The sequence below is a fragment of the Xanthobacter agilis genome (genome assembly GCF_021730435.1).
GTDB lineage: Bacteria > Pseudomonadota > Alphaproteobacteria > Rhizobiales > Xanthobacteraceae > Xanthobacter > Xanthobacter agilis.
On the sequence record NZ_JABWGX010000018.1, the window covers coordinates 22,932 to 47,714 of the forward strand.

The 24,783-nt window shown below is 69.2% G+C and carries 22 protein-coding genes; 15 read left to right on the forward strand and 7 right to left on the reverse strand.

The genetic code is table 11. The features are described 5' to 3' along the window. The first annotated feature begins 11 nt into the window (after positions 1-11). The 3 genes from HUW53_RS13780 to HUW53_RS13790 all read left to right on the forward strand — a co-directional run bounded on the left by HUW53_RS13780 (position 12) and on the right by HUW53_RS13790 (position 3,008). Entirely contained in the window at positions 12-1,454 is a 1,443-nt protein-coding gene (locus HUW53_RS13780; protein WP_237346343.1) for a LutB/LldF family L-lactate oxidation iron-sulfur protein, read from the forward strand. Continuing rightward, the gene (locus HUW53_RS13785; protein ID WP_237346344.1) at positions 1,451-2,134 is read left to right on the forward strand and encodes a LutC/YkgG family protein; all 684 of its coding nucleotides are present in this window, start codon (positions 1,451-1,453) and stop codon (positions 2,132-2,134) included. Before HUW53_RS13780 ends, HUW53_RS13785 begins: the two co-directional genes overlap by 4 nt. 163 nt (positions 2,135-2,297) lie before the next feature. Next, the gene (locus HUW53_RS13790; RefSeq protein ID WP_237346345.1) at positions 2,298-3,008 is read left to right on the forward strand and encodes an alpha/beta hydrolase family protein; all 711 of its coding nucleotides are present in this window, start codon (positions 2,298-2,300) and stop codon (positions 3,006-3,008) included. A gap of 209 nt (positions 3,009-3,217) precedes the next feature. On the opposite strand, the gene HUW53_RS13795 is transcribed toward HUW53_RS13790, so the two are convergent. The 3 genes from HUW53_RS13795 to HUW53_RS13805 all read right to left on the reverse strand — a co-directional run bounded on the left by HUW53_RS13795 (position 3,218) and on the right by HUW53_RS13805 (position 5,240). Further along, on the reverse strand, positions 3,218-3,523 hold the full coding sequence (locus tag HUW53_RS13795) for an AzlD family protein (RefSeq protein ID WP_237346346.1): 306 nt from the start codon (positions 3,521-3,523) through the stop codon (positions 3,218-3,220). Next, positions 3,513-4,226, reverse strand: coding sequence for an AzlC family ABC transporter permease (locus tag HUW53_RS13800; RefSeq protein WP_237346347.1), 714 nt, complete (start codon positions 4,224-4,226; stop codon positions 3,513-3,515). The genes HUW53_RS13795 and HUW53_RS13800 overlap by 11 nt, the downstream gene beginning before the upstream one ends. A 63-nt stretch (positions 4,227-4,289) precedes the next feature. Then, entirely contained in the window at positions 4,290-5,240 is a 951-nt protein-coding gene (locus HUW53_RS13805; protein ID WP_237346348.1) for a LysR family transcriptional regulator, read from the reverse strand. Between the two features lie 128 nt (positions 5,241-5,368). On the opposite strand from HUW53_RS13805, the gene HUW53_RS13810 reads away from it, so the two are divergent. The 12 genes from HUW53_RS13810 to HUW53_RS13865 all read left to right on the forward strand — a co-directional run bounded on the left by HUW53_RS13810 (position 5,369) and on the right by HUW53_RS13865 (position 19,945). After that, positions 5,369-6,895 carry an FAD-linked oxidase C-terminal domain-containing protein gene (locus HUW53_RS13810; RefSeq protein WP_237346349.1) on the forward strand — a complete coding sequence of 509 codons (1,527 nt, stop codon included), beginning with the start codon at positions 5,369-5,371 and terminating at the stop codon, positions 6,893-6,895. 7 nt (positions 6,896-6,902) lie between these two features. Then, a complete protein-coding gene (glcE, locus tag HUW53_RS13815) occupies positions 6,903-8,156 on the forward strand; it encodes a glycolate oxidase subunit GlcE (RefSeq protein WP_307500712.1) in 1,254 nt (417 codons plus the stop codon). Between the two features lie 180 nt (positions 8,157-8,336). After that, positions 8,337-9,644 carry a glycolate oxidase subunit GlcF gene (glcF, locus tag HUW53_RS13820; protein WP_237346350.1) on the forward strand — a complete coding sequence of 436 codons (1,308 nt, stop codon included), beginning with the start codon at positions 8,337-8,339 and terminating at the stop codon, positions 9,642-9,644. 256 nt (positions 9,645-9,900) lie between these two features. After that, entirely contained in the window at positions 9,901-10,536 is a 636-nt protein-coding gene (thiE, locus tag HUW53_RS13825; protein ID WP_237346351.1) for a thiamine phosphate synthase, read from the forward strand. 157 nt (positions 10,537-10,693) lie between these two features. Beyond that, a complete protein-coding gene (aceB, locus tag HUW53_RS13830; protein WP_237346352.1) occupies positions 10,694-12,316 on the forward strand; it encodes a malate synthase A in 1,623 nt (540 codons plus the stop codon). A 144-nt stretch (positions 12,317-12,460) separates the two neighbouring features. Further along, positions 12,461-12,751, forward strand: coding sequence for a helix-turn-helix domain-containing protein (locus tag HUW53_RS13835; RefSeq protein WP_272904240.1), 291 nt, complete (start codon positions 12,461-12,463; stop codon positions 12,749-12,751). Between the two features lie 27 nt (positions 12,752-12,778). After that, a complete protein-coding gene (gene hyfB / locus HUW53_RS13840) occupies positions 12,779-14,800 on the forward strand; it encodes a hydrogenase 4 subunit B (protein ID WP_237346412.1) in 2,022 nt (673 codons plus the stop codon). Beyond that, entirely contained in the window at positions 14,791-15,744 is a 954-nt protein-coding gene (locus tag HUW53_RS13845) for a respiratory chain complex I subunit 1 family protein (protein ID WP_237346354.1), read from the forward strand. Before hyfB ends, HUW53_RS13845 begins: the two co-directional genes overlap by 10 nt. 3 nt (positions 15,745-15,747) lie before the next feature. Next, a complete protein-coding gene (locus tag HUW53_RS13850) occupies positions 15,748-16,425 on the forward strand; it encodes a hydrogenase-4 component E (protein ID WP_237346355.1) in 678 nt (225 codons plus the stop codon). Next, the gene (locus tag HUW53_RS13855; RefSeq protein WP_237346356.1) at positions 16,422-17,885 is read left to right on the forward strand and encodes a hydrogenase 4 subunit F; all 1,464 of its coding nucleotides are present in this window, start codon (positions 16,422-16,424) and stop codon (positions 17,883-17,885) included. Before HUW53_RS13850 ends, HUW53_RS13855 begins: the two co-directional genes overlap by 4 nt. 10 nt (positions 17,886-17,895) lie before the next feature. Then, a complete protein-coding gene (locus HUW53_RS13860) occupies positions 17,896-19,401 on the forward strand; it encodes a hydrogenase large subunit (RefSeq protein WP_237346357.1) in 1,506 nt (501 codons plus the stop codon). Between the two features lie 10 nt (positions 19,402-19,411). Then, positions 19,412-19,945, forward strand: coding sequence for an NADH-quinone oxidoreductase subunit B family protein (locus HUW53_RS13865; protein WP_237346358.1), 534 nt, complete (start codon positions 19,412-19,414; stop codon positions 19,943-19,945). Between the two features lie 96 nt (positions 19,946-20,041). Here HUW53_RS13865 and HUW53_RS13870 read toward each other — a convergent pair whose 3' ends face one another. From HUW53_RS13870 to adh, 4 genes are all read right to left on the reverse strand, one after another. Continuing rightward, on the reverse strand, positions 20,042-20,239 hold the full coding sequence (locus tag HUW53_RS13870; RefSeq protein ID WP_237346359.1) for a hypothetical protein: 198 nt from the start codon (positions 20,237-20,239) through the stop codon (positions 20,042-20,044). A gap of 183 nt (positions 20,240-20,422) precedes the next feature. Beyond that, positions 20,423-21,382, reverse strand: coding sequence for a PDR/VanB family oxidoreductase (locus HUW53_RS13875; protein WP_237346360.1), 960 nt, complete (start codon positions 21,380-21,382; stop codon positions 20,423-20,425). Between the two features lie 204 nt (positions 21,383-21,586). After that, positions 21,587-22,615 (reverse strand): alcohol dehydrogenase AdhP, encoded by a 1,029-nt coding sequence (adhP, locus tag HUW53_RS13880; protein ID WP_237346361.1) that lies wholly within the window; start codon positions 22,613-22,615, stop codon positions 21,587-21,589. 519 nt (positions 22,616-23,134) lie between these two features. Further along, the gene (adh, locus tag HUW53_RS13885; protein WP_237346362.1) at positions 23,135-24,655 is read right to left on the reverse strand and encodes an aldehyde dehydrogenase; all 1,521 of its coding nucleotides are present in this window, start codon (positions 24,653-24,655) and stop codon (positions 23,135-23,137) included. Positions 24,656-24,783 lie beyond the last annotated feature (128 nt).

The following is a 24,783-nucleotide window of genomic DNA, read 5'->3' on the forward strand; positions in this document are numbered from 1 at the left end:
AGGATCGGGCCATGACGGTTGCCATCACCTCGCCGCACCTGAAGGAAAACGCCGCCGAAGCGCTGAAGGACGCCCAGCTTCAGGAAGCGCTCGCCAAGGTGGGTCCCGGCTTCATCGGCAAGCGTCGCGCCGCCGCCGACAAGATGCCCGAATTCGAGGCCCTGCGCGACAGCGCGCGGGACATCAAGACCCACACCCTGGCCCATCTCGACCTCTATCTGGAGCAGTTCGAGGAGAAGGTGCGCGCAGCCGGGGGCCACGTCCACTTCGCGGTCGACGCGGCGGACGCCCGCGCCATCATCACCGACATCTGCAAGCGCCTCGGCGCGCGCACGGTGACCAAGGGCAAGAGCATGATCTCGGAAGAGATCGGCCTCAATGACCATCTGGAGGCGCAGGGCATCCTGCCGGTGGAGACCGACCTCGGCGAGTATCTCATCCAAATCCGGCACGAGACGCCGTCCCACATCATCGCCCCCGCCATCCACCTCAACAAACGGCAGGTGGAGGCGGACTTCCGCCGGGTGCACACCGACCTCCCGGCCGACCGCGACCTCACCGAGCCCACCGCGCTGCTGGCCGAGGCCCGCGGTGAACTGCGCCAGAAGTTCCTGATGGCGGATGTCGGCATCACCGGCGCCAATTTCCTGATCGCGGAAACCGGCACCTCGGTGCTGGTCACCAATGAGGGCAACGGCGACCTGACCCAGACCCTGCCGAAGGCGCACATCGTGCTTGCCTCCCTGGAAAAGCTGGTGCCGACGCTGGAGGACGCCACCCAGCTCCTGCGCGTGCTCGCCCGCTCGGCCACCGGCCAGGACATGAGCGTCTACACCTCGTTTTCCACCGGCCCGCGCCGCGCCGACGATCCGGACGGACCGGGCGAATATCATGTGGTGCTGCTGGACAACGGCCGCTCGGCCATGCTCCAGGGCGACCTGCGCGAGATGCTGCGGTGCATCCGCTGCGGCGCCTGCATGAACCATTGCCCGGTCTACCATGCCATCGGCGGCCACGCTTACGGCTGGGTCTATCCCGGCCCCATGGGCGCGGTGCTGACGCCCTCCCTCATCGGTGTGGAGAAGGGCGCCAATCTGCCCAATGCCTCCACCTTCTGCGGCCGGTGCGAGGAGGTGTGCCCGGTGCGCATTCCCCTGCCCAAGCTCATGCGCCACTGGCGGGAGAAGGAGTTCGAGCGGCACCTCACCCCGGCGCCCCAGCGCTACGGATTGAAGGTGTGGGGCTTCCTCGCCACCCGCGGCTGGCTCTACCGGCCGGCGACGCGGCTTGCCATGAAAGCCCTCGCCCTGCTCGGCGGCACCAGGGGACGCTTCTCCAGCCTGCCACTCGCGGGGGGCTGGACCAGGTATCGCGATTTCCCCGCCCCCGAGGGCGACACGTTCCAGGCCCAGTGGCGCGCCCGCAAGGCCTCCAACCGGAGCACCGCAGCATGACCGGCTCACGCGAGACCGTCCTCGCCTCCGTGCGCCGCGCCCTCGGCGTGACCTCGAGGGAAGCACCGCGCCGCCAGGAGGTGGCCGACCGCCTGAAGGGCCATCCCGCCGGCGTGATCCCCGCCCGTGGCCAGCTTCCGCCGTCCGAACGCATCGCCTTGTTCAAGGACATGGTGCTGGCGGCGGCGGCCAGCCTCGACCACCTGCCGTCCATGGACGAGGTGCCGGGCGCCATCGCCGCCTACCTGCGCGCCCGCAACCTGCCCTCCTCGCTGCTGCGCGGCACCGATCCGCGCCTGGCGGACCTGCCGTGGCACAAGGAACCTCAGCTCGACGTGTGGATCGGCGCCTCGGACGGGCACCAGCTGGTGGGCCTCTCCCACGCCTTCGCCGGCATCGCCGAATCGGGAACGGTGGTGCTGTTGTCCGGGCAGGACAATCCCACCACCCTCAACTTCCTGCCCGACCATCACCTGGTGGTGGTGGACGCGCGCGAGGTGGACGGGGACTACGAAACGGTCTGGACCCGCATCCGCGCCCGATTCGGCGAAGGGGCGCTGCCGCGCGCGGTGAACTGGGTCACCGGCCCCTCGCGCTCCGCCGACATCGAGCAAACGCTCCTGCTCGGCGCCCATGGCCCCCGCAGCCTGCATATCCTGCTGGTGGGCACCGCGGACTAAGGGCCGCCCGCACTCCCCTTAAGCCCCTGGGATGATGCCTCCACGCCACGGCCCCTGCGCAAAATGTCGCTCTCGCCGGACTGTTGCCGGCGTTAACCAAACTTGGGTTGCCGCCGGGCCAAATTGGCGGCAGAACTCGACCGTCACGATCCATGGTGTCCAAATGAAGTTGAGCTTGCGCTTCGCCATGGCGCTGTTTGCAGCGCTGTTCCTGATTGCCACCGGACGCCCGGCCGCCGCGCAAGGCACACCGCATGTCTATCTCATGCGCGGCCTCGCCAACGTCTTCTCCTATGGCATGGACGACCTGGCCGCCAAGCTCAACGCCCGGGGCATTCCCGCGACCGTCTATGAATACGGCCAGTGGGAGCAGGTGGCGGCCCAGGCCTCGGCCGTCAGCCGGGCCGACCGCAACTCCCCCATCATCATCATCGGACACTCCCTCGGCGCCGACGCCGCCGTCGAGGCGGGAGAGCGGCTGACCGCCCTCGGCACCCCGGCCAAGCTCGTGGTGACCTTCGACCCGGTGGGCGTCACCACCGTGGGAAGGGCGTCCGGCAGGTTCGTCAACTATTACCAGTCGAACAACGGCTACGGAAAGCGCCTCGCCAGCGGTCCGGGCTTCCGCGGCACGCTGGTCAACCGCAACCTGGACGCAGTGACCGCTCTCGACCACTTCAACATCGAGAAGTCGCCCATGCTGCACGCCGAGGTCGTGGCTTCCGTGCAGGCGCTGAAGGCGCGGCCGAAGCCCAAGCCGGCGCCCGCCGCGCCCGCCGTCACGCCCGCCTCCCAGGCCGGCGCCCCGGTCGCCGCGCCCACCCCCGCCGCCGGCGAGCGCGCGGCGACCAACACCAGCCAGAAGGCCATGTGAAGAAGGGCATGTGAAGACGGCCATGTGATCCGGGCGGAGTCGTTTCCGCCGGGAATGACAGCGGCGAGCGACAGAACGGAAAGACCAAGGGCCGCGGCCTCCCGACGGAGGCCGCGGCCCTTGGTCTTTGTCGGGGGTCTGAAGGCCGCGCCCGCCGTGTCCCACCGACAGCCTCACAGCCGCCCCCAGGTGCCGATTGCGGCGTCCGCTCAGGGCAGGAAGGCGCGGGTGGCGGCCGCCGCCGCCATGGCCGCAGCCACCGGAATGAGGTCGTTGCGCACCAGCTTGGCGGCCACCACGGCGGCGACGAGGCCGGCCATCATGCCCTTGTCGCCGTGCACCGCGCCCGGGGCCAGGAGCGCCACCAGCACCGCGCCGGGCAGGCAATCCAGCACCTTGCGCACCCGTGGCGTCACCGGAATGAGGCGCATCAGGAAGAAACCGGCGGTGCGGTTGAACACCGTCGCAAGGGCCATCACGCAGATGGCGAGGAGGGTGCCGGCATCAACGCTCATCGGTGAAGCCCCCGGCCACCGCCCCCGCCAGGGCGCCGATGACGATGAACCACCAGCCCGCCAGCACGAATGACGTGACAATGGCGACCGTGGCCGCCACGCCCCACCCCACCGCCTCGCGGCGCCCGCGCCAATTGGGCAGCAGCATGGCGATGAAGAAGGCCGGCACCACCAGATCCACCCCCACCGCCTTGGGATCGGGAATGCCGCCGCCCACCACATGCCCGGCCAAGGTGCCGATGACCCAGATCACCCAGGTGATGAACCCGGCGCCGATGAAATAGCCCGCGTCCCGGCCGCCCTGGGTGTGGTAGCGCATGGCCAGCGCCCAGTTGTTGTCGGCCAGCAGCACCAGCGCCGAATAGGACTGCCACGCCGGCAGCGGCGCGAACCAGGGCCGCAGCGCCGCCGCCATCAGCACATGGCGCATGTTCACGGTCATGGTGAGGAAACCCAGCGCCAGCAGCGAGGCGGCGGTCCAATGGGTGGACCAGCCTTCCAGCGCCACCATCTGGGCGAGCCCGGCGAAGACGAGGCCGCTGAACAGGCCGGCCTCGGTCAGGCTCAGCCCCTTCTGGGCCGCCGCCGCGCCGAACGCCATGGCGAACACGACCAGGCCGGGCATGAGTGGAAAGATGGTGCGCGCGCCGTCGAAAAAACCCGCGAGCGTGAGCGTGGTGGGGGGATGATCGGAGTGGGGCATGGGGACACGGTGAAATGGGAAGGCCTACTTATGGACCGGCCGCCCCGCCGGGCCAACCCGATTTCACACGCCCGCGCCGTCCGACGCAGGCCCCGCCGCAAGCAGATCCTCCAAGCCCTCGTCCCAGGACGGCACCGGGCCATAGAGCGCCGCGAGGTGGTCGATGAACAGGCGCACCTTGCGCGGCAGGAAGCGGCGCGAGGGATAGACCGCATACACCCCCACCCGGTGCGATGCGCGCCACTGGGGCAGCACCACCTTCAGCGCGCCGGACCGCAGCTCCGGCCCCACATCCCAGGTGGAGCGCAAGGCGATGCCCACCGAGGCGAGCACCGCCGCCCGCACCACCTCGTTGGAATTGGTGCGCAGCGGGGCGGCGATGCGCAGGGTCACCGGCCCCTCCGGTCCCTCCAGCCGCCAGGGGTCCTGGCTGTGGGTGGCGAGCAGCACATGGTTTGAAAGGTCGTCGATGGACCGGGGCTCGCCGGCGCCAGCGAGATAGTCCGGCGTCGCGCACAGCACCCGATGCACCGGCGCGAGGCGCCGCGCCACCAGGCTCGAATCGTCGAGATCGGCGATGCGGATGGCGAGGTCGAACCCCTCCCCCACGATATCCACGAACCCGTCGGTCAACTCGATATCGACGGTGAGGTCGCGATTGGCCTTCAGCAGCGGCCCCATGTGGGGAGCGATGTGCATGCGCCCGAACGATGTGGGCGCCGAGACCCGCAGCAGGCCGCGCGCCTCGGCCGAGCCGTGGGCGAGCTGGTTCTCGGCCTCCTCCACCGCCGCGAGAATGGCCACCACCCGCTCATAGAGTCCCTCCCCGGCCTCGGTGAGGGTCACCTTGCGGGTGGTGCGCTGGAACAGCCGGGTGCCCAGCCGTTCCTCCAGCCGCTGCACCCGCTTCGACACCACCGGCGGCGACAGCCCCAGCTCGCGCCCGGCGGCGGACAGGCTGCCGGCGGTGACGATGCGGGCGAAGATTTCAAGGTCGGCCAGATTGTCGATCATCGGCAGGCGCGGGCGGTGATTGTTCCGGTTGTCGCGCTCACTTTATCCGTAACGGCAACAATCAGCGACGGCTTTTTCCGCCGGACCGATTATAGTTGGTCCAAACAGACGGAAGAGGACGCGTCATCATGGGAGCAACGGCCCCCGTGCCGCCGGAGGCCCCCCGCCTCGCCATGCCTGAGCCCGACGCGCGGGTCCTTGCCGGCCGCGCCGGGATCGTCGCGGACCTGCGCCGCCTGGTCGGCGCGGGGGCGGTGATCGACCACCCGCGGGCCATGCGCCCCTATGAATCCGACGCCCTCACCGCCCATCGCCAATTGCCATTGGTCGTGGTGCTGCCCGCGACCACCGCGGACGTGGCGGCCGTGCTGAAATACTGCCACGCGCGCCGCATCCGCGTGGTGCCGCGCGGCGCCGGCACCTCCCTTTCCGGCGGGGCGCTGCCGCTGGCCGACGGGGTGCTCCTGGGGCTCGGCAAGTTCACGCGCATCCGCGAGATCGACATCGCCAACCGCTGCGCGGTGGTGGAACCGGGGGTGACCAACCTTGGCATCACCAAGGCGGTGGAACCGCACGGCTTCTATTACGCGCCCGATCCCTCCTCGCAGATCGCCTGCACCATCGGCGGCAATGTGGCGGAGAATTCCGGCGGCGTGCACTGCCTGAAATACGGGCTCACCACCCATAATGTGCTCGGGGCCGAGCTGGTGCTCATGACCGGCGAGATCGTGCGCCTCGGCGGCAAGCATCTCGACGCGGGCGGGCTCGACCTGCTGTCGGTGGTGATCGGCTCGGAAGGCCTGCTCGGGGTGGTAACGGAAGTCACCGTGCGGCTGTTGAAGAAGCCGCAGACCGCCCGCGCGGTGCTGGTGGGCTTCCCCTCCTCCGAAAGCGCGGGCGATTGCGTGGCCAGGATCATCGCCGCCGGCATCATCCCGGCCGGCATCGAGATGATGGACAAGGATGCCATCGCCGCCGCCGAGGCGTTCGTGAACGTCGGCTACCCGCTGGATGTGGAGGCCCTGCTCATCGTCGAGCTGGACGGGCCGGAGGCCGAATGCGCCCATCTGCTCGGCGCGGTGGAGGCGCTGGCGCGCGATTGCGGCGCCACCACCCTGCGCGTCTCGCAGAACGAAGAAGAACGGCTGGGCTTCTGGGCCGGACGCAAGGCGGCATTTCCAGCGGTGGGGCGCATCTCGCCCGATTACCTGTGCATGGACGGCACCATTCCCCGCCGCCAGCTACCGTTCGTCCTCGCCCGCATGCGGGAGCTGTCGCTGCGGTATGGCCTGCGGGTGGCCAATGTGTTCCATGCCGGCGACGGCAATCTGCACCCGCTCATCCTCTACAACGCCAACGCCCCCGGCGAGCTGGAAGCGGCGGAAGCCTTCGGCGCCGACATCCTGCGCCTGTGCGTGGCGGTGGGCGGCGTGCTCACCGGCGAGCACGGGGTGGGCATCGAGAAGCGGGACCTGATGCCCGAGATGTTCAACGCCACGGACCTCGCCCAGCAGCAACGCCTCAAGTGCGCCTTCGACGGCGAGAGCCTGCTGAACCCCGGCAAGGTGTTCCCCACCCTCCACCGCTGCGCCGAGATGGGCGCGATGCATGTGAGCGGCGGCGCCCTGCCCTTCCCCGATCTGCCGCGCTTCTGAGCCGCCGATGGACGTTATGCGCGAAACCCTTCTCCCCCGCGACGAGCAGGACGTGGCCGAAGCCGTCGCCACCGCCTTTGCCCGCCACCAGACCCTCGAAGTGATCGGTGCGGGCTCTAAACGCGCCTTCGGCCGGGCGACGGCGGCGGATGCAGTGCTGGATGTCTCGGCCCTCACCGGCGTGACCCTTTATGAGCCCGAGGAACTGGTGTTGTCCGCCCGCTGCGGCACGCCGGTCCGGGAGATCGAGGACCTGCTGGCGGCCAGGGGCCAGATGCTGGCGTTCGAGCCCATGGACCTTGGTCCCGTGCTCGGCGGCGCCCCCCGCGCCGGCACCCTCGGCGGACTTTTTGCCGTGAACATCGCCGGCCCGCGCCGCATCAGCGCCGGCGGCGTGCGCGACCATGCATTGGGACTGCGGGCGGTGTCGGGGCGGGGCGAACTGTTCAAGGCCGGCGGCCGGGTGGTGAAGAACGTCACCGGCTACGACCTGCCGCGCCTGTTCGCCGGCGCCTTCGGTACCCTGGGGGTGGCCACCGAAATCACCCTCAAGGTGCTGCCCCGGCCGGAAACGGAATGCACACTGCTGGTGCCGCACCTTTCGCCGCACCGCGCGGCCGAAGCGATGAGCGCGGCCATGGGCTCCCCCTGCGAGGTGTCCGGGGCCGCCTTTGCGCCGGCCGGCGTGGCAGGGCGCATGCCCGGCCTCAACGCGCGGGACACGGTGGCGTTGCGCCTGGAGGGCGTCGCCCCCTCGGTTCAGGCGCGGCGGGACCTGCTACGGCGGGTGCTCGCGCCCTTCGGCGGAGCCGAGATCCTGGACGCCGACGCCTCGGCCGCCCTGTGGCGGAGCGTGCGGGACGCGGCTCCGTTCGCGGCGCAGGATACGGGTGGGGACACGGGGGCGTTCACTGGAGCATTCATTGGGGCGCTGTGGCGCCTGTCCACGGCGCCCACGGCCGGACCGCCCCTCGCCGCCCGGCTCGCGGACACGCTCGGCGCCGAGACCTATTGCGACTGGGCCGGCGGCCTCGTCTGGCTGGCGCTGCCCGACGCGGACGCGGCGGCGGATCAGGTGCGGGCGGCGCTCGCCCCCCATGGTGGACACGCCACCCTGGTCCGCGCCACCGCCGCCGAACGGGCGCGGGTGGCGGTGTTCCAACCCCTCGACGGCGCCCTGGCCGCGCTGACGGAACGGGTGAAGGCCAGCTTCGACCCGGCCGGCGTGCTCAATCCCGGCCGGATGCATGACGGATGGTGACATGACCGCGCCATGCCCAGCCCCCCGCCCCAATCATCGGCACGGTCCTTCCACCGATCCTTCTCCCGATCCTGGGCCGCTGGGTCCCACATCCGGCCGCACCGCAGCCCCGCCACCGGCGCGGCCATGGAACCGGCTTCGACGTACCACCTTCCGCCCCGATCCACCCGCAGGCCGCTGATGCAGACCCATTTTTCCTCCGCCCAGCGCGCCGATCCCGCCATCGCCGAGGCCGATGCGATCCTGAGGACGTGCGTGCACTGCGGCTTCTGCACCGCCACCTGTCCCACCTACACGCTGCTGGGTGACGAGCGCGACAGCCCGCGCGGCCGCATCTACCTCATCAAGGACATGCTGGAGAGCGGCCGGCCCGCCACCACGGAGGAGGTGGAGCCCATCGACCGCTGCCTCTCCTGCCTGTCCTGCATGACCACCTGCCCTTCGGGCGTGCATTACATGCACCTGGTGGACCATGCCCGCGCCCATATCGAGACGACCTACACCCGCCCCCTGGCCGACCGGCTCATCCGCGCCGTCCTCGCCCGCGTGCTGCCCCACCCGGCTCGCTTCCGGCTGGCGCTGAAGGCCGCCGCGCTGGGGCGCCCGTTCGCGGGCCTGTTCGCGCGCGGGCCGCTGAAGCCCCTCGCCGCCATGCTGCGGCTCGCGCCACGCACGGTGGCGCCTGCCGCGAACGCCGCTCGCGTGAGCCCCGCCCAGGGGCCGCGGCGGGCGCGGGTGGCGCTGCTCGAGGGCTGCGCCCAGCAGGTGCTTCAGCCTGGGATCGACGTCGCCGCCATCCGCCTGCTGAACCGGCTGGGAGTGGAGGTGGTGCGCGTGACCGATCAGGGCTGCTGCGGCGCGCTGGTTCACCATATGGGCCGCGCCGCGGACGCCCAGGCCTTCGCTCGCGCCAATGTGGACGCCTTCACCCGCGAGATGGCGCGCGGCGGGCTCGACGCCATTCTCACCACCGCCTCCGGCTGCGGGACCACGCTGAAGGACTATGGCCACCTGCTCGGCCGCGACCCCGGCTATGCCCGAAAGGCCGCCACGCTTGCCGCCCAGGTGCGGGATATCACCGAATTCCTGGCCACCCTCGACTTTCCCGCCCAACCACCGCGCGGCGCGCGCGTGGCCTATCATTCGGCCTGCTCGCTCCAGCATGGGCAGAAGGTCAAGGCGCCGCCCCTCGATCTCCTGCGCCGGGCCGGCTTCGAAGTGGTGGAGCCGGCCGATCCGCACCTGTGCTGCGGCTCCGCCGGCACCTACAACATGCTCCAGAGCGACCTTGCCGAGGCCCTCCTGGCGCGCAAGGTTGCCACCCTGGAGGCCGTGAAGCCCGACATCGTGGCCGCCGGCAACATCGGCTGCCTCACCCAGATCGCCGCCGGCATGGGCGTGAGCGTGGTGCACACGGTGGAGCTTCTCGATTGGGCCACCGGCGGCCCCCGCCCCGCCGCTCTCCTCGAGCATTTTCAAGCGAAGTGAATTCCGGTTCGCGTGAAGAAAATGCGTGAATGCAGTAAGCTAGAGCGGCTGACATGAGCCAGCGCGACCGGAACACCCTCTCGAGGCCACCGCATCCCGGCAAGGGTCATCGGCAATAGTCCGGCCGAATGCGGGCGATATTTTTGCCTTATCGGCGAAAGTGCATTGCCGCAGCGCGGTTGGACATGGCCGATGGGGAGCGCTACCACAGGACGGACGGACGGGTCGCCGTCCTGCGCCCAACGGGTTCCTCACCATGGCGATGGCCTTTGATCTCTCGCTCTACCTCGTCACCGACCCGCGCCTGACCGCGGCGCGCGGGCTCGAAGCGACAGTGGCGGCGGCGGTGAAAGGCGGGGTGACCCTGGTGCAATTGCGCGACCCGCAGGCCCACGGTCGCGCCCTGGTGGAGCAGGCCCGCGCCCTGAAGACGCTGCTGGCGCCCCTGGGCATTCCCCTCGTCATCAACGACCGGGTGGATGTGGCGGTAGCCGCCGACGCCGACGGTGTCCACCTGGGCCAGGACGACATGACACCCGCCGACGCCCGCGCCCTCCTGGGGCCGGGCCGCATCCTGGGCCTCTCGGTGGGCAATCCGGCCGAACACGCGGCCTCCGATCTGTGCGGCGTCGATTATCTCGGCGTCGGCCCGGTGAAGGCCACCGGCACCAAGGTCGATGCGGGCGCGGCCATCGGCCCGTCGGGCGTCGCCGCGGTGCGGGCGCTGACGCGCCTGCCCCTGGTGGGCATCGGCGGCATCGATGCCGCCATGGCGCCGGAGGTGATCCGGGCCGGCGCGAACGGCATCGCCGTCGTCTCCGCCATCTGCGGGGCGGACGATCCCGAGGCGGCCGCAAAAACGCTCCGCGCCGCCGTCTCGGCCGCGCGCTGACGACGGGCGGCGCGCGCGCAACTGCGGGCCATCGCCCTAGACTTTTGATTTTACGCGTTTTTTGACGCGCACCGGCCGTTCTTTCGCGTGAAGATGCGTCAAGCGCGGCACCACCCATTCCCGCTCCCTCACCTGTGGCTCAAGGAGGCCGCACGCCATGACTTTGTCCGCCGCCAAGGCCCTTCCCGCCGCCGAGACCTCGCCCGGCATCGCCGTGACCGGCGCCCTCGCCCCCCGCTTCGAGGAGATTCTGACTCCCGAGGCGCTGGCCTTCGCGGCCGCGCTCCAGCGCCGGTTCAACCCCACCCGCAAGGCGTTGCTGGAACGCCGCGCCGCACGGCAGGCGGCGTTCGACGCGGGCCAACTGCCCGATTTCCTGCCCGAGACCGCCGCCGTCCGTGCCGCCGACTGGACCATTGCCGCGCTGCCGGCCGACCTGCTCGACCGCCGGGTGGAGATCACCGGCCCGGTGGATCGCAAGATGATCGTCAACGCCCTGAACTCGGGCGCCAAGGTGTTCATGGCGGATTTCGAGGACGCCTCTTCGCCCACCTGGGCCAACATGATCGAAGGCCAGATCAACCTGAAGGATCGCTGGGCCGGCGCCATCGACTTCACCGACGCCACCACCGGCAAGGCCTATGCGCTCGGCCCGAAGCCGGCCGTGCTCATCATCCGCCCGCGCGGCTGGCACCTGCCGGAAGCCCATGTGCGGATCGACGGCGAGGAGATGTCCGGCGCCCTGTTCGACTTCGCCCTGTACACGTTCCATAATGCCAAAGCGGCCCTGGCCCAGGGCTCCGGCCCCTATTTCTATCTGCCCAAGACCGAAAGCCACCTGGAAGCGCGGCTGTGGAACGACGTGTTCAGCTTCTCGGAGGACGCGCTCGGCCTTGCCCACGGCACCATCAAGGCCACCGTGCTCATCGAGACCCTGCCGGCCGTGTTCGAGATGGACGAGATCCTCTTTGAGCTGAAGGACCACATGGCCGGCCTCAATCTCGGCCGCTGGGACTACATCTTCTCCTTCATCAAGCGGCTCGGAAAGAACCCGCGCTTCCTCACCCCGGATCGTGGCCGCATGGTCATGAGCGAGGCCTTTCTGCGGGCCTATTGCCGGCTGCTGGTCGAAACCTGCCACCGCCGCAACGCCTTCGCCATGGGTGGCATGGCCGCCCAGATCCCGGTGAAGGGCGACCCGCAAGCCAACGCCGCCGCCTTCGCCAAGGTCCAGGCCGACAAGGAGCGCGAGGCCGGGCTCGGCTGCGACGGCACCTGGGTCGCCCATCCCGACCTGGTGCCGGTGGCGCGGGCGGTGTTCGACCGCCTCATGCCGAACGCCAACCAGCGCGACGCCGCGCGGGCGCCGGCCAACGTGACCCGCGACGACCTCCTGGAGATGCACCAGGGCGCCCGCACCGAGGCGGGTCTGCGCGAGAACATCCGGGTCGGCGTCCAATATATCGAGGCCTGGCTGCGCGGACGCGGCGCGGTGCCCCTCTATAACCTCATGGAGGACGCCGCCACCGCCGAGATCAGCCGCGCCCAGGTCTGGCAGTGGATCCACCTCAAGGCCGCGCTGGACGACGGCCGCACGGTGACCGGCGAGCTGTTCCAAGCCCTGCTCGACGACGAGATGGCGCAGTTGCGCGCGGTGCTGGGAGCCGCTGTCTATGACGCCGGCCGCTTCCCTGAGGCCATCGCCCTGTTCGCCGACATGTCGCTGGCGGACACGTTCGAAGAGTTCCTGACCCTTCCCGCCTACCGGCTCATCGCCTGAGCGCAGCGCCGCCGCGCCACACCATCCCGGTGGGACAAGGGTGCGGCGGCAGCGTCACCAAGTGATGTTTTAAACATTATAAGTTAGTGTTGAAATCGGATTAGGGGCGGTGTAGCTGTAAGAAACGATAGCTTCACTCGCCCGATGCGTGCCGTGATCACATCTGCTCAGCTCCGTGCCGCCCGTGCCCTGCTCGGCCTCGACCAAAAGGGGCTTGCGGCCCTCTCGACCCTGTCCGTCCCCACCATCCAGCGCATGGAGGGGAGCGAGGGGGTCATTCGCGGCAATGTGGATTCCCTCATGAAGCTGGTCGCGGCCCTGGAGACGGCCGGCGTCGAGCTGATCGGCGAGAATGCGGCCAGCGAAGCCGGCGGGCGCGGCGTGCGGCTCAGGGCTCCGGCCCGCCGTGTCCCCAGCGTGAACGCGGAGGGCTGAGGCGTGGGTGACAGCGCGACAACCGCGATGGCCATCGGCGACGGCAACGCCCTCACTGTGGCTTTGATCGTGATCCTCGCCTTCGCGGCGACCTCGGTGCTGGCGCTCGCCCTCGGACGCCGGCCGGCGGGACGCCCCCTCGTCTATGGTGCAAGCGCGGCGATCGCGGCGGCGGGCTTCGCCTGCGGCCTCGCCGCCCTGTTCGACGCCCCCGCCGCGCGGGTGCTGCCCCTCGGCCTACCCCTTATCGGCGCCCATGTGCGGCTCGACACGCTGTCCGCCTTCTTCATCCTGGTGGTGAATCTCGGCGGGGTGGCCGCGAGCCTCTATGCCATCGGCTACGGGCGGCACGAGCATTCGCCCGAGCGGGTGCAGCCCTTCTTCCCCGCCTTCCTCGGCGCCATGAACCTCGTGCTGGTGGCCGGCGACGCCTACACTTTCCTGTTCGGCTGGGAGCTGATGTCCCTGGCCTCGTGGGCCATGGTGGTGGCCCACGACAAGGCCGCGGACAATCTGCGCGCCGGCTTCATCTATATCGTCATGGCCACCTTCGGCACGCTGATGCTGATGCTGGCGTTCGCGCTGCTGGCGGGATCGTCCGGCGCCTATGCCTTCGCCGACATGGCCGGGCGCCCCCATGGCGCGCTCGTCCCGGCGGTGGTGCTGGCGCTGGCGCTGGTGGGCGCCGGCTCGAAGGCGGGCCTGGTGCCGCTGCATGTGTGGCTGCCGCTGGCGCACCCGGCGGCCCCCAGCCACGTGTCCGCCCTCATGAGCGGGGTGATGACCAAGGTGGCGGTGTACGGCTTCATCCGCATCGTGTTCGACCTCGCCGGCCCGCCGGCGTGGTGGTGGGGCATTCCGGTGCTGGCGGCGGGGGGCATCACCGCCACCCTGGGCGTGCTCCAGGCCATGCTCCAGGCGGACATCAAGCGCGTGCTGGCCTTCTCCACCATCGAGAACATCGGCATCATCTTCGTCGGGCTGGGCCTCGCCCTCGCCTTCAAGGGCAACGGGCTTGAGGCCGCCGGGGCGCTGGCGCTCACCGCCGGCCTGTTCCACGCGCTGAACCACGCTCTGTTCAAATCCCTTCTGTTCTTCGGGGCCGGCGCGGTGCTCGACGCCACCGGGACCGGGGACCTGGAAAAGCTCGGCGGCCTCATCCACCGCATGCCCACCACCAGCGTCGTGATGCTGGTGGGCGCGGCGGCGATCTCGGCGCTGCCGCCGCTCAATGGATTTGCCTCCGAGTGGCTGACCTTCCAGGCTATCCTGCTCAGCCCGGAGCTGGCGCCCTGGGGCCTCAAGCTGCTGGTGCCGGCGGTGGGCGCGCTGCTGGCGCTGGCCGCGGCGCTCGCCGCCGCCTGCTTCGTGCGACTCTACGGCATCGGCTTCCTCGGCCGCGCGCGCTCGGATGCGGCGGCCGGCGCCCATGAGGTGGACCGCTGGTCGCGCGGGGCCATGATCGGCCTCGCCACCCTGTGCGTGCTCGCCGGCATCCTGCCGGGACCGGTGATCGACACCTTACAACCGGTCGTGGCGCCGCTCATCGGCGCGCGCATGCCCATGCAAAGCGATGTGGCCTGGCTCTCCATCATCCCGGTGGGCGAAAGCCGTTCCAGCTATAACGGCCTCTTGGTGTTCATCTTCATCGTGATCTCGGCGGGTCTGGCGGCGCTGCTGATCCACCGCTTCGCCTCCCGCGCGCTGCGCCGGGCGCCAGCCTGGGACTGCGGCTTCCCCTCCAGCGACCCCGCCACCCAATATACCGCATCGAGCTTCGCCCAGCCCATCCGCCGGGTGTTCGCCACCGGCCTGTTCCGGGCCCGCGAGCAGGTGACCTTGCCGCCGCCCGGCGACCTCTCCCCCGCGCGCATCCGCCTGACCGAGGACGACCCGGCCTGGCGCCTCATCTACACCCCCATCGGGCAGGCGGTGGGCACCCTGTCCGAGCGCGCCAACGCGCTCCATCATCTCACCATCCGCCAATATCTGGGCATCGTCTTCGCGGCGCTCATCCTCCTGCTGCTGGTGCTGGCGATATGGCCATGATCGGCGATCTCCTCATCCAGGGCGGCCAGATGCTGGTGGTGCTCGCCCTGGCGCCGCTCGTCACCGGCGTGGTGCGCAAGCTCAAGGCGCGGCTCTACCGCAAGCGGGGCGCCAGCGTCATCCAGCCCTATCGCGATCTGGCCCGGCTGTTCCGCAAGGAAGCGGTGGTGGCCGAGGGCGCGTCGTGGCTGTTCCGCGCGGCGCCCTACCTCATCTTCGCCATGACCTGGGTGGCGGCGGCGCTGGTGCCCACTTTCGCCAGCGGGCTTCTGTTCTCCTGGTCGGCGGACCTCATCGCCATCACCGCGCTGCTGGGCAGCGCGCGCTTCTTCCTGGCCCTGGCCGGCATGGATGTGGGCACACCGTTCGGCGGCCTCGGTTCCAGCCGCGAGATGATGATCTCGTCGCTGGCCGAGCCGGCCATGATCATGCTGGTGTTCTGCCTCGCCCTGGTGGCCGGTTCCACCCAGCTCTCGACCGTGGCCGAGGTGATGCTGTCGGGGGTCGGCCTGCGGGTGTCGCTGGCGCTGGCGCTGATCGGGCTCATGATCGTCGCCGTCGCCGAGAATGCCCGCATCCCGGTGGACAATCCCTCGACCCACCTGGAGCTGACCATGGTGCACGAAGCCATGGTGCTTGAGTATTCGGGTCGCCACCTCGCCCTCATCGAGCTGTCGGCGCAGTTGAAGCTGCTGCTCTACATCTCCCTCATCGCCTGCGTGTTCGCGCCCTGGGGCATCGCGCCGGTGGGGGCGGGGCTCGCCCACATGCCGCTCGGCATCGCCGCCTATCTCGGCAAGCTCGCCATCGGCGCCGTGCTGCTCGCGGTGTTCGAGGCCTCGCTCGCCAAGATGCGCGTGTTCCGGGTGCCGGACTTCCTCGGCGCCGCGCTGATGCTGGGGCTGCTCGGCACGCTGCTGCTGTTCGTGTCACGGGGGCTCTGATCCATGCCGCAGCCCATTTTCCCCCATCTGGTCTTCGACGTCGCCCATCTCCTGGCCGGGGCGATGGTGCTCATCAGCCTGATGATGCTGTACCAGGGCCGGCTGAACGCCCTCATCAAGGTGTTCGCCCTCCAAGCGGTGGCGCTCGCCGCCTCGGTGGCCTGGCAGGCCCAGGCCCAGCACGCGCCGCATCTTTATGTGACGGCGGTCATCGCCATCGCCTTCAAGGGCGTCGTGATTCCGGTGGCGCTGCATCGCATGGTGGCGCGGCTCGGCATTCACCGGCAGGTGGAAACGGCGCTCGCCACCGGCCCCACCATGCTCGCCGGCATCGGCCTCGTCGCCCTCGCCCTGGTGGTGATGCTGCCGGTCACGGCCACCTCGGACCCGCTGGCGCGGGAGGATCTCGCCTTCGCCTTGTCGGTGGTGCTGCTGGGCCTGTTGATGATGGTGACCCGGCGCAATGCGGTCAGCCAGATCATCGGCTTCATGTCGCTGGAAAACGGCCTGATCCTCGCCGCCGCGGGGGCGCGGGGCATGCCGCTGGTGGTCGAGATCTCGGTGGCCTTCTCGGTGCTGATCGCCTTCATCGTCATCGGCGTGTTCCTGTTCCGCATCCGCGAACGCTTCGACACCGTGGACGTGGACGCCCTGGACCGGTTCCGGGGGGGCCGCGCATGAGCTTTGCCACCGGCCTTCCCTCCAGCATCGGGGTGCTGCTCGCGACCCCCGCGCTCGCCGCCGCCCTGCTTGCCCCCTGGTCGCACCCACGCTCCGGCGCCTGGATCAATGTGGCGGCCTGCGCCGTCTCCTTCCTGGCGGCGCTGGGGCTGCTGGTGCAGCGGCCGGAAGCCGGGCCCTACATCCTGGTGGATGATCTCAACATCGTGTTCGTGATCCTGAACACGTTCGTGGCCCTCACCACCGCCGTGTTCAGCGCCACCTACATCTCCCACGAGCTGGAGACGGGCCGGCTCACGCCCGCCAACCTGCGCATCTACCACGCCATGTATCAGGTGCTGCTGTTCGGCATGACGCTGGCGCTGGTGTCCAACAATCTCGGCGTGATGTGGGTGTCGATCGAGGTGGCGACCCTCTCCACGGTGCTCATGGTGGGGCTCTATCGCACGCCGGAGGCGATCGAGGCGGCATGGAAATATTTCATGCTCGGCTCGGTGGGCATCGCGCTGGCGCTGTTCGGCACCATCCTGATCTACATGGCCGCCCAGCCGGTGGTCGGCGAGGGGCAGGACGGCATGGTCTGGACCGTGCTCGTCACCCGGGTGCAGGAGTTCGACCCGGCGCTGCTCAACCTCGCCTTCGTGTTCCTGCTGTTGGGCTACGGCACCAAGGTGGGCCTCGCCCCCCTCAACGCATGGCTGCCGGACGCCCACGCCGAAGGACCGACCCCCATTTCCGCCGTTCTCTCCGGCCTGCTGCTGAACGTGGCGCTGTATGCGGTGCTGCGCTTCAAACTGCTGCTGGCGCTCAATCCCGGCGCGCTCGCGCCGGGGCCGCTGCTGATGGGCATGGGCCTCGCCTCGCTCCTCATCGCCGGCGCCATGCTCTACCGGCGGCGGGACATCAAGCGGCTGTTCGCCTATTCCTCCATCGAACATATGGGGCTGATCGCCTTCGCCTTCGGCATCGGCGGACCGATCGCCAATTTCGCCGGCCTGCTGCACATGGTGATGCATTCGCTCACCAAGTCCGCCATCTTCTTCGCGGTGGGCCATGCGGTGCAGGTGAAGGGCACGCAGAAGCTCTCCGACATCCGCGGGCTCACCACCTCCCACCCCCTGCTCGGCTGGTCGCTGGTGGTGGGCGTGCTTGCCATCGCCGGGCTGCCGCCGGGCGGGGTGTTCATGAGCGAATTCCTGCTCGTCACCTCCACCTTCGCCACGCCGTTTCCGCTGATGCTGCTGGCGGTGCCGCTGGTGGTGGGCTTGCTCATCGCGTTCGGAGCGCTGATGCTGAAGCTGTCCGGCATCGCCTTCGGCGCGCCCTCGCCGGGCACGGCGCCGGTGAAGGCCTCCTATGGGCCCATGCTGCTGCACCTCGCCCTGGTGCTGATCGCCGGCCTCTATCTGCCGGGACCGCTGGTGACGTGGTTCCAGCATGTGGCGAAACTCTTAGGATAGGAGCCTCGGGATGCAGAGCCTCTCCGCCCTCCTGTCCGCCGGCACCCGCCGGCAGGGCTGCCGTCCCTGGCCGCGCGCGATCCTTGAGGCCGGCGACTGGTCGGCGCTCGCCGCGCACCTGGCCCAGGGCCGCTTCACCCTAGTCTCGCTGTGGGGCGACGCGGATGCCGTGCACATGGCGCTGCTGGACGAGGCCACCGGCGAAGCCGGCATCGCCACCTGCCTGTGCCCGGACCGACGCTTTCCCTCGGTCGGGCGCATCCATCCCCCCGCCCAGCGCTTGGAACGCGCGGTGCAGGACCTCTACGGCCTGACGCCCGACCACGCGAGCGACCCGCGCCCGTGGCTCGATCATGGCCGCTGGGGCATCACCGCGCCCCTGGGGCGGGCGGCGCCCGCAGCGCCCGCCGCGCCCTATGCCTTCCTCGCCGCCGAAGGCGCGGCGCTGCACCAGATTCCAGTCGGCCCGGTCCATGCCGGCATCATCGAGCCTGGGCATTTCCGCTTCACCTGCCACGGCGAAACAGTGGTGCGCCTCGAAGAGCGGCTCGGCTATGTGCACCGGGGCATCGAGGGCCTGATGGGTGGCGCCTCCATCGAGGAAGCCGCGCGCCTCGCCGGCCGCATTTCCGGTGACAGCGCGGTGGCCTTCGCCCTCGCCTTCGCCCGCGCCGTGGAAGCCGCGCGCGGCATCGCCGCGCCCGCCCGGGCCATCTGGCTGCGCGCCCTGGCGGCGGAGCTGGAGCGGCTCGCCAATCATTTCGGCGACGTGGGGGCCATCTGCAACGATGCCGCCTTCGCGTTGATGCTCGCCCATTGCGGCGTGCTGCGCGAGCGCTGCCTGCGCGCGTGCGACATCGCGTTCGGCCATCGGCTGATGATGGATGTGGCCATTCCCGGCGGCGTCGCCATGGACCTCGGCCCCGAGGGCGTCTCCGCTTTGCGCGCGCTGGTGACAACCGCCCGCGCCGCGTTCCCGGAGCTGGTGCGGCTCTATGACGAGACCACCTCGATCCAGGACCGCACGGTCGGCACCGGCATCGTCAAGGAAGCCCTGGTCCGCCGCTTCGGCGCCGGCGGCTTCGTGGGCCGGGCCAGCGGACGGGCGTTTGACGCGCGCCGGGTCCAGCCTTATCCGCCCTACAATCAGATGCCTTTTTCCATCCCGGTGCGCACCGACGGCGATGTGAACGCCCGCATCTGGATCCGCATCCTGGAGATCGAGGAGAGCCTGTCCCTGGTCACGCGCCTGCTCGACACCCTGCCGGCGGGGCCGATACAGGTGCCCATGGAAGCCGGACCGGGCGAAGGGGTGGCGCTGGTGGAAGGCTTCCGCGGCGATGTGTTCGCCTATGTGCGGCTCGATGGCGAAGGGCGGGTGGCGCGCGCCCACCTGCGCGACCCGTCCTGGTTCCAATGGCCGCTGCTGGAAGCCGCCATCGAGGGCAACATCGTGGCGGATTTTCCCTTGTGCAACAAATCCTTCAACTGCTCCTACGCGGGCCACGACCTGTGAGGGACCGGCGATGCGTCATCTTCTGCTGAACAGCCTTCTGTCCGGCCCTCTCACCGAAGCCGCCCCCGCGGCCGACGAGATCGCCACCCTGGCCGCCAGCCTCGGCGTGGCCGCGCAGACGCGGCTCGGGCGGAGCCTTGCCATCCGCGAGGTGGACGCCGGCTCCTGCAACGCCTGCGAATTGGAAATCCACGCCTTGTCCAATGCCTTCTATGACGTGGAGCGCTTTGGCCTGAAATTCGTGGCCTCCCCCCGGCATGCGGACGTGCTGCTGGTGACCGGCCCCGTCGCCAAGAACATGGCGGAGGCCCTGAAGCGCACCTATGACGCGACGCCCGCCCCCAAATGGGTGGTCGCGGCCGGCGATTGCGCAATCAATGGCGGTGTGTTCGCCGGCAGCTATGCGGTGGCGGGCGGCGTGGAAGCCGTTTTGCCCGTGGACCTGCGGATTCCGGGCTGCCCGCCCTCACCGGTGGCGCTGCTCAAGGGACTGCTGGTCCTCCTGGACACCGCCAATTCGCCCGCGAGCCGCTCCGGGCGCTGAGGGCCACCCCTCGGCGCGGGACCGGCGCTCGAAACGACGCGCGCCGAAACCGATCCTCGTGGCGCCGCGGATGATCCCGACCTTCGGAAAAATCGTCTATTGCGGACCCGGACCGGCCGCACCGTCGGTCAATTCCTTCACCCGGTGCAGAATGGCGAGCCAGGTCTGCTGGTCGTCATGCTTGCCGCCGATCTCGAAGCTCTGCGCCATGCTGGCGGCGAAATCCACGCCCTCCGCGCCGTATTGCTCGGCGATGATCCAGGCTGTTCGCCACAGGTCTTGCTCGCTCGCCATTGTCCGAGCCCTCGATGGAGATCCGGCCCGGCGTCTCCCCAGAGGCGCCGATGCCCAAAATTTGGCCCGTCGTCGCGTGCATTTTCACCACGACCGGCCCCCTTCGGACGGTAACGAAAAACCAGAGGGCGGGAGGCATCTGCCCGTTGCCGGGACCAGCCGGCCTCCCCTTCCTTCCGATTGTCACATGTCCAACACCAGAAGGTCGCCTTTTCCACGCGACACGCAGGCCAGCATCCACCCCTCGTCGCGCTGGGCGGCGGTGAGGCGCTTGTCGCGGTGGTCCACCTCACCCTCCAGCACCTTCACCTTGCAGGTGCCGCAGGCGCCCTGCTCGCAGGAGGTGGGGATCTTCACGCCCTTCTCTTCCAGCGCCGCCGAAACCGACTTGTCGCCGGGGATCTGGTAGGTCTTGCCGGTGGAGGCGATCTTCACCTCAAACACCTTGTCGAGCAGCGGCGCGGGCGCCTTGCCGCCGAACCGCTCCATGTGGACGCGATTGGCACCGAAGCCCTTTTGCTGCGCGGTGTTGGCGATGGGATCCATCCACCAGTCCACGCCGCAGATGAAGAGCTGCGTGTCGTCCGGCCGGTCGGCCAGGATGGTGGCCGGGTTGAACGGGGGCTGCGCGCCTTCCAGGTAGAAGGTGGTGTTCTCCGCGAAGCTCGATGCCTCGATGGTGCCCTTGAACGACCCCGGCGAGCCGCCCGCGAACAGATAGTGCAGCTCGAACGGAATATCCTTGGATTTCAGATGGTCGGCGATGCTCAGAATGGGCGTGACGCCGATGCCCCGCGCGATCAGCACGGCGCGGGCGGTATCCTTCGGCACCTTGAAGCGGTTGCGCGGCGTGCTCACTTGGAGCGTGTCGCCGACATTCACCTTTTCATAGATGGCCACGGAACCGCCACGGCTGTTGGCGTCCTTCCAGACCCCGATGCGGTAATGGCTGCGCTCGCTGGCGCTGTTGAACAATGAATATTGGCGCACCAAGCCGCCGGGGATCGTCACGTCGATATGCGATCCGGGCGAGAAGGCCGGCAGTTCGGCACCGGCGGGGTCCACCAGTTCCAGGGAGACCATGTTGTTGGCCTCGACGGTCTTCTTCGCTACGACGACCGGGTGCAGGGCATCGTCTGACATTCGCAACTCTCCATGGACCTAAAGCCGGAATGGAGAGGAGCAAGGACAAGGCCAATTTTCGGGCTACGAAAACCCCTTGTCCACAGATGCCCACGAATGAGGCAGCGTCACGCCCAGCCAACCGGCGCGGCAGCCAAAGGCCGATGCCACGCCGGCGCCGATGGTGTTCCGCGCCCCGCCGGCACCCGGCGCGGCGCGCGGGTCTCAGTGCTCGAAGTCGAGCACGATCCGGCCCTGGATGTCGCCTTTGTGCATCCGGGCGAAGATGTCGTTGATGTTGTCCAGGCTGTCGGTGTGGATGGTCGCCCTCACCTTGCCCTCCGCAGCGAAGTTGATCGCCTCCTGCAGGTCGAGCCGGGTGCCGACGATGGAGCCGCGCACGGTGATGCCGTTCAGCACCGTGTCGAAGATGGACAGCGGGAAATCGCCGGGCGGCAGGCCGTTCAACGACACCGTGCCGCCACGCCCCACCATGCCGAGCGCCTGCTCGAACGCCTTGGGCGAAACCGCGGTGACGAGCACGCCCTGGGCCCCGCCCACTTCCTTCTTCACGAACGCCACCGGATCGGTGGTGCGCGCGTTGACGGTCAGCGCCGCGCCGAGGCTCCGCGCCAGGTCGAGCTTGGCATCGTCGATGTCCACGGCGATCACGTTGAGGCCCATGGCCTTGGCGTATTGCACGGCGAGATGGCCGAGGCCGCCGATGCCGGAGATCACCACCCAGTCGTCGGGCTTGGTGTCGGTCACCTTCAGTCCCTTGTAGACGGTGACGCCGGCGCACAGGATCGGGGCAATCTCGGTGAAGGAAATGTTGCCCGGCAGGTGGCCCACGAAATTTGGGTCGGCCAATACATATTCCGCGAAACCGCCGTTCACCGAATAGCCGGTGTTCTGCTGCTCCTCGCACAGGGTCTCCCAGCCGCCCAGGCAATGCTTGCAATGGCCGCACGCATTGTAGAGCCACGGCACGCCGACCCGGTCGCCCGCCTTCACATGCCGCACGCCCGCGCCCACGGCGGCCACATATCCCACGCCCTCGTGGCCGGGAATGAAGGGCGGCTTGGGCTTCACCGGCCAGTCGCCCTCGGCGGCGTGCAGGTCGGTATGGCACACGCCACTGGCCGCGATCTTGACCAGGATCTGCCCGGCGCCAGGCGTCGGCACCGGCACCTCCTCGATCGACAGGGGCTTTCCGAATGCGTGGACGACAGCGGCCTTCATGGTCTTCGTCATGCTTTTCCCTTTCGATCCCTTCTCGCGGCGGCACGGCAACAGGCCGCTTGGCCGCCGGTCCTCGATGCATCGCGGCACGGATCCCGGTGGCGGCGACGCACGATCCCTGGGGTCGCTCCAATGCGCCGCGGGTTGGCGACAGGCGCGCCGCCAACCATGGGGCAGAACGGAACGACACCGTGACGATGGCGCGGGGGCAGGACGCGCGGGCTTCAAGAAACGCAGGCAGGATTGGGAATTGGGCGTGACGGCGCCGGGCACGCCAACGGCCGCCGGAAACCAGGGGGAAACTGGTCTCCGGCCTCAGTCATGGCCGTCAGATCCTCCTTGAGCGCGGGTGGTCCAGGGACTTTGGAGACGCCGCCGGCGACGGGATGGAGTCCACTGCCGGACCAACGACGCCCCAAACCCTTTGTTCCCCGGCGGCGGGACGGATTGAGATGAGGATGCCGGGCATCCCCGCCCCGCCGCCGGCCGGTATCGGGCCGCGGCGCGATCACGCCGCGGCGGTCGGAACGATCAGAAGAAACCGAGCTTCTTCGGGCTGTAGCTCACCAGCAGGTTCTTGGTTTGCTGGTAGTGGTCCAGCATCATCTTGTGGGTCTCGCGACCGATGCCGGACTGCTTGTAGCCGCCGAACGCCGCATGGGCGGGATAGGCGTGGTAGCAATTGGTCCACACGCGCCCGGCCTGGATGCTGCGGCCGAACCGATAGGCCCGGGAGCCATCGCGGGTCCACACGCCGGCGCCGAGGCCGAACAGCGTGTCATTGGCGATGTGGAGGGCTTCCGCTTCATCCTTGAAGGTGGTCACCGACACCACCGGGCCGAAGATCTCTTCCTGGAAGATGCGCATGGAATTGTTGCCGAGGAACACGGTGGGCTTCACATAGAAGCCGTCCGCGAGGTCGCCCTCGAGCACGTTGCGCTCGCCGCCGGCCAGCACCTTGGCTCCCTCGGCCCGGCCGATGTCGATATAGGACAGGATCTTGTGCATCTGCTCGCTGGAGGCCTGCGCACCGATCATGGTGGCGGGATCGAGCGGCGAGCCCTGCGTGATGGCGGCCACGCGCTTCAGCGCCCGCTCCATGAAGCGGTCGTAGACGCTCTCCTGGATCAGGGCGCGGCTGGGGCAGGTGCACACTTCGCCCTGGTTGAGGGCGAACATCACGAAGCCTTCGATGGCCTTGTCGAAGAAGTCGTCGTCTTCCGCCGCCACGTCGGAGAAAAAGATGTTCGGCGACTTGCCGCCCAGCTCCAGGGTCACCGGAATGAGGTTCTGGCTGGCATAGCCCATGATGAGCCGGCCGGTGCCGGTCTCGCCGGTGAAGGCGATCTTGGCGATGCGCGTCGAGGATGCGAGCGGCTTGCCGGCCTCCAGGCCGAAGCCGTTCACCACGTTGAGCACGCCGGGAGGCAGGATGTCGGCGATCAGCTCGGCCAGCACCAGCATCGAGGCCGGGGTCTGCTCGGCCGGCTTCAGCACCACGCAATTGCCGGCTGCGATCGCGGGGGCGAGCTTCCAGGCGCCCATCAGGATCGGGAAGTTCCAGGGAATGATCTGGCCCACCACGCCGAGGGGCTCATGGAAATGGTAGGCGATGGTGTCGTGGTCGATCTCCGACAGCGCGCCTTCCTGGGACCGCACGCAGGCCGCGAAATAGCGGAAGTGGTCGATGGCGAGCGGAATGTCGGCCGCCATGGTCTCGCGGATCGGCTTGCCGTTGTCCCAGGTCTCCGCCAGCGCCAGCAGGTCGAGGTTCTCCTCGAGCCGGTCGGCGATGCGGTTGAGGATGAGGGCGCGCTCGGCGGCCGGGGTGCGGCCCCAGGATTCGCGGGCGGCATGCGCGGCGTCGAGCGCCTTTTCGATGTCGTGCTCGTCGGAGCGGGCCACCTCGCAGATCACCTTGCCGTTGATCGGCGAGATGTTCTCAAAATAGCGGCCGTTCACCGGCTCCACGAAGGTGCCGCCGATGAAATTGCCGTAGCGCGCCTTGAAGGGCGATGTCTTTTCCGGGCTGAGGAATTCGGGCTTGTTCATGGTTTCCTCCCTTTTTAGGGTCCGCGCAGCGTATCGCACCCGGCGTGCCAGTTGCGCGCGGGGCCGCAAATTTTTATTCTTGCAGTGCGGTAAGTTATTGCCCCGCACCAGCTCGCACCAAGACTTGA

What these genes read in the sequence shown, in the direction of transcription:
- HUW53_RS13800 (WP_237346347.1), bottom strand. Translation starts at nt 4,226, where the DNA reads ATGCCCCACTCCGATCATCCCCCCACCACGCTCACGCTCGCGGGTTTT.
- glcE (WP_307500712.1), top strand. Translation starts at nt 6,903, where the DNA reads ATGGACGTTATGCGCGAAACCCTTCTCCCCCGCGACGAGCAGGACGTG.
- HUW53_RS13870 (WP_237346359.1), bottom strand. Translation starts at nt 20,239, where the DNA reads ATGGCGAGCGAGCAAGACCTGTGGCGAACAGCCTGGATCATCGCCGAG.
- HUW53_RS13835 (WP_272904240.1), top strand. Translation starts at nt 12,461, where the DNA reads ATGCGTGCCGTGATCACATCTGCTCAGCTCCGTGCCGCCCGTGCCCTG.
- aceB (WP_237346352.1), top strand. Translation starts at nt 10,694, where the DNA reads ATGACTTTGTCCGCCGCCAAGGCCCTTCCCGCCGCCGAGACCTCGCCC.
- HUW53_RS13865 (WP_237346358.1), top strand. Translation starts at nt 19,412, where the DNA reads ATGCGTCATCTTCTGCTGAACAGCCTTCTGTCCGGCCCTCTCACCGAA.
- adh (WP_237346362.1), bottom strand. Translation starts at nt 24,655, where the DNA reads ATGAACAAGCCCGAATTCCTCAGCCCGGAAAAGACATCGCCCTTCAAG.
- HUW53_RS13805 (WP_237346348.1), bottom strand. Translation starts at nt 5,240, where the DNA reads ATGATCGACAATCTGGCCGACCTTGAAATCTTCGCCCGCATCGTCACC.
- HUW53_RS13845 (WP_237346354.1), top strand. Translation starts at nt 14,791, where the DNA reads ATGGCCATGATCGGCGATCTCCTCATCCAGGGCGGCCAGATGCTGGTG.
- HUW53_RS13850 (WP_237346355.1), top strand. Translation starts at nt 15,748, where the DNA reads ATGCCGCAGCCCATTTTCCCCCATCTGGTCTTCGACGTCGCCCATCTC.
- adhP (WP_237346361.1), bottom strand. Translation starts at nt 22,615, where the DNA reads ATGACGAAGACCATGAAGGCCGCTGTCGTCCACGCATTCGGAAAGCCC.
- thiE (WP_237346351.1), top strand. Translation starts at nt 9,901, where the DNA reads ATGGCGATGGCCTTTGATCTCTCGCTCTACCTCGTCACCGACCCGCGC.
- HUW53_RS13780 (WP_237346343.1), top strand. Translation starts at nt 12, where the DNA reads ATGACGGTTGCCATCACCTCGCCGCACCTGAAGGAAAACGCCGCCGAA.
- glcF (WP_237346350.1), top strand. Translation starts at nt 8,337, where the DNA reads ATGCAGACCCATTTTTCCTCCGCCCAGCGCGCCGATCCCGCCATCGCC.
- HUW53_RS13795 (WP_237346346.1), bottom strand. Translation starts at nt 3,523, where the DNA reads ATGAGCGTTGATGCCGGCACCCTCCTCGCCATCTGCGTGATGGCCCTT.
- HUW53_RS13810 (WP_237346349.1), top strand. Translation starts at nt 5,369, where the DNA reads ATGGGAGCAACGGCCCCCGTGCCGCCGGAGGCCCCCCGCCTCGCCATG.
- HUW53_RS13790 (WP_237346345.1), top strand. Translation starts at nt 2,298, where the DNA reads ATGAAGTTGAGCTTGCGCTTCGCCATGGCGCTGTTTGCAGCGCTGTTC.
- HUW53_RS13785 (WP_237346344.1), top strand. Translation starts at nt 1,451, where the DNA reads ATGACCGGCTCACGCGAGACCGTCCTCGCCTCCGTGCGCCGCGCCCTC.
- HUW53_RS13860 (WP_237346357.1), top strand. Translation starts at nt 17,896, where the DNA reads ATGCAGAGCCTCTCCGCCCTCCTGTCCGCCGGCACCCGCCGGCAGGGC.
- HUW53_RS13875 (WP_237346360.1), bottom strand. Translation starts at nt 21,382, where the DNA reads ATGTCAGACGATGCCCTGCACCCGGTCGTCGTAGCGAAGAAGACCGTC.
- hyfB (WP_237346412.1), top strand. Translation starts at nt 12,779, where the DNA reads ATGGCCATCGGCGACGGCAACGCCCTCACTGTGGCTTTGATCGTGATC.
- HUW53_RS13855 (WP_237346356.1), top strand. Translation starts at nt 16,422, where the DNA reads ATGAGCTTTGCCACCGGCCTTCCCTCCAGCATCGGGGTGCTGCTCGCG.